This is a genomic window from uncultured Methanobrevibacter sp. (assembly GCF_937906425.1).
Lineage (GTDB): Archaea > Methanobacteriota > Methanobacteria > Methanobacteriales > Methanobacteriaceae > Methanobrevibacter.
Genome location: NZ_CALCYR010000045.1, coordinates 1 through 5,380 on the forward strand (window position 1 = coordinate 1; position 5,380 = coordinate 5,380).

5 protein-coding genes are annotated in these 5,380 nt (G+C 32.0%); 2 read left to right on the forward strand and 3 right to left on the reverse strand.

Going from position 1 to position 5,380, the window contains the following annotated elements:
• The 3 genes from Q0138_RS01295 to Q0138_RS01305 form a co-directional block, all read right to left on the reverse strand.
• A partial coding sequence (locus Q0138_RS01295; RefSeq protein ID WP_297979836.1) for a C10 family peptidase occupies positions 1-616 on the reverse strand: 616 nt, incomplete at its 3' end.
• A 269-nt stretch (positions 617-885) separates the two neighbouring features.
• Positions 886-2,127 (reverse strand): ABC transporter ATP-binding protein, encoded by a 1,242-nt coding sequence (locus Q0138_RS01300; protein ID WP_297979839.1) that lies wholly within the window; start codon positions 2,125-2,127, stop codon positions 886-888.
• Positions 2,128-2,409: 282 nt separating this feature from the next.
• Positions 2,410-3,189 (reverse strand): ABC transporter permease, encoded by a 780-nt coding sequence (locus Q0138_RS01305; protein ID WP_297979843.1) that lies wholly within the window; start codon positions 3,187-3,189, stop codon positions 2,410-2,412.
• 413 nt (positions 3,190-3,602) lie between these two features.
• Here Q0138_RS01305 and Q0138_RS01310 point away from each other — a divergent pair, with 413 nt between their 5' ends.
• Positions 3,603-4,715, forward strand: coding sequence for an ADP-ribosylglycohydrolase family protein (locus tag Q0138_RS01310; protein ID WP_297979845.1), 1,113 nt, complete (start codon positions 3,603-3,605; stop codon positions 4,713-4,715).
• A 199-nt stretch (positions 4,716-4,914) separates the two neighbouring features.
• Complete coding sequence (locus tag Q0138_RS01315) at positions 4,915-5,133, forward strand: TIGR04165 family Cys-rich peptide (RefSeq protein WP_297979848.1); 219 nt, start codon at positions 4,915-4,917, stop codon at positions 5,131-5,133.
• The last annotated feature ends 247 nt before the right edge of the window (positions 5,134-5,380 follow it).

Below are 5,380 nucleotides of genomic sequence, written 5' to 3' on the forward strand. Positions count from 1 at the left end.
GACGCTCTTCCGATCTTTCGCTTTCGGTCTCTTCCTCCGAGGGGATGATAAGGACGGCCCGGCGCGCGTCGGCGAATTTCATGACCAGCGACTCGCAGGTCATGTTGCCGAGAATGTCGGTCAGGAAGACGCCACGAACATTGTCAATGAGATCAAGATCCAGATCATCGAGAATCAGGTCGTTCCATAAACTTTCTGTATAATTGCTGCGCCAGATGCAAGTGGCATTGTCAGAATAACCGAACCTCTTGAATCCGTCAAGCTGGTCGTGTAACCAGGCTCCACTGTTGGCGATCGTGTAGTCTGTCTTGGCAGATTGGCCGCAATAGCGCATCAGCGTGGCGACAGCAATGGCTTGGTCTTGAGTATATGAGCCTTCTTTGTAACTTTCCTGCATGAGATTCCATTCGGCTGATATGGGTGGTAGAGCAGGGACTTGAATGGAATGTGTGCTGGTGGTGTAGCCGGGCAGAGAAGGCAAAATCTCGGGATATTTCCAGAAGTTCATGATTTGTGCCATGGCGGTGGCAACACATCCAGTAGTGGCCGGATTGCCGTCGATGAGTGGGCACAGGTTGCGATAAGGGGTTCCTTGATCCCATCGGGTCGTCAGCATCGGTTGCACTGTGATGCCGGACTGTTGTTGAGGTGGTTGCGGTAGCGCATCGGGGTGACTGTGCAGGTATTCGATCTGTTTGGTATAATGAGAGAGTAGCCATTGCAGGTTGTCAGGAACCTGCTTTATGTTAATGGCTTGGCTTCCATAGGCGAGGACTTGTCTTGCTCTGTCCTCACCGGCAATGATTACAAATCCCTGATCACCGTTAATTGTGAACAGATAGTAATCTGATTCTCCACTCCTGTTCATCGATGGCTCGGCATGAATCAGTTGTAGCCTCGGACGCCCGGCGTGCAAGCAGCTCGTCTGCTGAGAAGTAATATGGTGTGTGGCAATGCTATAGGCAGCAATGGTGTCAATTGGCGAAGCTCCAGCCAGAATCGGCACGAGGATAATCCAACATAGAAAATATTTCCAGAGATACTGCATGACTTAATGATTGAGTGTGAAACAAGCAATACTGTAGTTTTGGATTCCATTAAGGAAGCAAGTTTTTCTCTACTTTTTCGTCTAAAGTTAATGTCTCCAACTCCCAATACCTCATCAAGAATTAGAATGTCCGGTTCTACAATTGTAGCTATTGAAAATCCTAATTTTGACAACATTCCTGATGAATAGTTTTTAACTGGGAGATTAATGAATTCTCCAAGTTCAGAAAATTCCAAAATAGCATCATATCTTTCCTTAAGGAATTCTTCGTTATATCCCAGAATTGCTCCATTAAGGAAAATGTTTTCTCTGCCAGAGTAATTCTTGTCAAAACCTGCACCTAAGGATAATAATGGAGCGATATTTCCATTTACAATAACCTCTCCACTGTCAGGTTCATAGACTCTGGATATGATTTTAAGCAATGTACTTTTTCCAGCACCGTTAAAACCAATGATTCCGACCTTTTCTCCCTTATAGATTTTAAATGAAACGTCATTTGTTGCCTTGAAGATGGTTTTTTTCTCTTTGGTTCTATTTATTGTTCTGATAACATATTCCTTTAGGTTATCAATCTTGTCATTGCCTATCTTAAAGCTTAAATTGACATTCCTAAGTTCTATGGCTATGTTTTCATCACCACTTTCCTCGAATGCCTTTTGATTTTTATAGTATTCTACAACATTGTGCTCCTTTATTTCAGCTTGCCTTTGCATTTTCTTCTCTCTTTTTGCAACCTGGTAAGAGTGGTTGGTTTTTATGTCAATTTCTTCTTGAGAAGGTCTGGTTCTAAAGGTAAGCAATGTTGCATCTTCATATTTGTCGCTACCTGCATATTCTGCACCGATATACATGTCTTTGGTAGCGTTTAAGGTCATGTGGATTTTACCTTCCTCATCGGTTATATTGCGGTATTCCCTTGTCTTTGTTCCATCCAGATCATAAAGTGAATAGATAACCTCTTCACCTTCGATAGGTTTTCCATCCTTGGTTCTTAAATAGGTACGTAGAGATACAGTATTGTGGATAGCTGGAATTAATTGAGTTTTAATCTTTTTTGAGCTTTTATCTTCCTCCATATTGAACCTCCCTATTTAATTTTTAATATTCATTGTTTTTTATGATTTAAATGAAAATTTGACTTTTAATTTATTTCCACATTATTATTTTAGAAAAAATTTTAATTTTTAAAATCAATTTTTTTAAATAATTATTTTAAATAATTCTTTTTTTAATTATAATCATTTAATTCTTTAAATAATTATTTTAATAATTCTTTTTTTAATTATAATCATTTAATTCTTTTTTAATAATTATTTTAATTAATTCTTTTTTTATTAAATAACTTAATTCTTCTTTAATTATAATTCTAAGGTAATTCTGTTTTGATATTTTCTAAATAACAATACTCCAATGATAAACAATACCAAAGAGATGCCTAATGAGGTTAACATGATTCTCATGGATGGGAATCTTCCGTACATTACAAACTCTCTGAATTGTGCAATGATTCCATAAATTGGATTTAATTCCATATATGTCCTAAATGGTTGTGGAACCATGGTAATTGGATAAAATATCGCACAAGCGTAAATCAACAGGCTTGTAAAGATTTTATATAAGTATTCAATATCAGTAAATTTGGTACATATGATTGCCAATATTAGTCCAACTCCTGTAATCAGGAGGAATAGGATAAGTATTGGAATAATTGCAAATATTGCATTCAAGTAGAATGGAGCTCTTGTAACAACCATGATTGCTACCAAAACAACAAGGGAAAGCAGGAAATTTAAAAATTCGGAACATACTCCTCCCAATGCAAAGACATATCTCGGAACAAATATCTTCTCCAAAATGGATCTGTTCTTTTTGATTGAAGTCATAGCTATTTTTGTTCCGCTATTGAAAAAATCGATAACACATCTACCGGTAAGGAAATAAACTGGGAAATTTTCAATACTTTTTGCAAATACTGATGAAAAAATTGCAGTTAATAAAGCCATTGTAATCAATGGTTTTAAAAAACTCCAAAGTATTCCTAAAACAGAATCCTTATATTTGGATGTAAAGTTTTTCCTAATGATCTGTTTTAGTAAAAAATTCTCACTAGTTCCTTTTTTTAAAATTTCTAAAGTCATATTCAATCCCTATTTCTTAGGTAAAATACCTTTTTAAAAGATTATTTTAAATAATATATTAATTATATTATTTTTCAATCTATATAAATTTTTTATTTTTTAATTATTATTTAGGTTTTTCAATTGAATTAAATGGAATTTTATGTTTTTTTAGGGAAAAACTTTTTTAAGATTTTTTTTAGTGGAATTTTATGTTTTTTTTTATTTTGGGTAAAACTTTTTTAAGATTTTTTTTTAGTGGAATTTTCATGTTTTTTTATTTTAGGATAAAAATCTTTTAAGATTTTTTTTTTAATTTGTAAGTCTTAATGTTTTTATTGTTAATTTATTTTCAGTATAAAATGAATAGATTTATAAGATATCATACATATTATATTTATTGAAAACCTAAACAATTTAAGTGTGATGTAAAAATGAATTTTAAAGAAGATATGAATCATTTAATCAAAAGTGGCATGTTTGGTCTTATTGTAGCTGATGCTTTGGGAGTTCCCTATGAATTTAATGATAGGGACTGGTGTGACATTAATCCAATGACTGATATGATTGGTTTTGGAACCTACAATCAAGCTCCTGGTACCTGGTCTGATGACAGTTCCCTGACAATAGCATCTATGGATGCAATGGCAAAATACTCTAAGATAAATATTGAATCTCCCGATTTGAAAGATGGAAAATTATTTATCCATGATTTTGCAGGAACAATTAACTATCGTTCCATTCTTTTATTTTACAGCAAATGGTATTATGATGGTCATTACAGTCCTTATAATGAATGTTTTGATATAGGAAATACCACCCGTTATGCTATTTCCAATTTTACGCTTGGCATTGAACCCTTAAAATGTGGTGGAAGAGGGGACCGCAGCAATGGAAATGGTTCCCTTATGAGAATTTTACCTGCAGCATTCTATATTTACTTTTTATCATTGAAATATGATTTCACCCTTGATGATGAGATGAAAACAATTCATAATCTTTCCAAATTGACTCATGGGCATAAAATAAGTCAGATGGCTTGCGGAATTTATGTAAGGATAGCTATTGAAATCCTGAAATATAAATTCAAGGATATTGTTGAAAATGAATATTCCGGTGAAGATTTGGCTCTTGAAGATAGGGACTTGCTTTTTGAACTTGTTAAAAGGGGAGTTAAATCAGCAAAGGATTATTATTCCAATATTTCAGCATTTGAACATTATATGGATCGATTTGATCGAGTTTACTCCTTAAGCATTATAGATGCGCCTAGGGATGAAGTCAAGAGTGGAGGATTTGTTTTAAGTAGTCTTGAAGCTTCACTATGGTGTCTTTTTAATAATGACAATTATAAGGATACTGCATTGGCAGCTGTTAATTTAGGCCGCGATACCGACACTACTGCAGCTATTGTAGGTGGTTTGGCCGGACTTTTCTATGAGTATGAGCAAATTCCTGCAAATTGGTTAGACCAAATTGCAAAATATGATTTTATTGAAGAGATAATTGACAATTTTACTGAATTTTTATCTGAAAATATTGAATAAATTTGTTTTTTGCCAGTATTTTTTTAATTTCTAAAAATTTATTTATCTGGAAAATTTAATAATTTTATCATTATTTTTTTTAATTTCTAAAAATTTATTTATCAGGAAAATTTAATAAAAAAATTATATTAATAATAACAAACTAAATTAATATATTCAAAGTTTTATGATAAATTTTAAAAAATTAGGAGTTTATAATATGAAATTGGAAGATATTTTAGCAAAATGTCCTAAATGCGGATCTCAAGATAAAACTGCTCAAAGAAGATTTATTGACAATCATCATGCTCATGCAGAATTAAAAATGTTTAGATGTGATAAATGTGGTTTTGTTTTTGAAACCGGTGGAGACCATGAGGATTCAGAACAAGAAGCAATTAAAAAAGACTTAATTAATGAATTAAACAAAAAATTATAATATTTTTAGTTTTTCATTGAGTTTTATTAATTTTATTTTTTTAAAAGTTTATTAAAATTTATTTTTTTTAAATTAATTTTTAAGAATTATATTTAATTTTAAGAATTATATTTAATTTTAAGAATTATATTTAATTTTTAAAGGATTTGAATTAATTTTTAAGAATTTTTATTTAATTTTTAATTGATTTGAATTAATTTTTAAGAATTTTATTTAATTTTTAAAGGATTTGAATTAATTTTTAAGA

What these genes read in the sequence shown, in the direction of transcription:
- Q0138_RS01310 (WP_297979845.1), top strand. Translation starts at nt 3,603, where the DNA reads ATGAATTTTAAAGAAGATATGAATCATTTAATCAAAAGTGGCATGTTT.
- Q0138_RS01300 (WP_297979839.1), bottom strand. Translation starts at nt 2,127, where the DNA reads ATGGAGGAAGATAAAAGCTCAAAAAAGATTAAAACTCAATTAATTCCA.
- Q0138_RS01305 (WP_297979843.1), bottom strand. Translation starts at nt 3,189, where the DNA reads ATGACTTTAGAAATTTTAAAAAAAGGAACTAGTGAGAATTTTTTACTA.
- Q0138_RS01315 (WP_297979848.1), top strand. Translation starts at nt 4,915, where the DNA reads ATGAAATTGGAAGATATTTTAGCAAAATGTCCTAAATGCGGATCTCAA.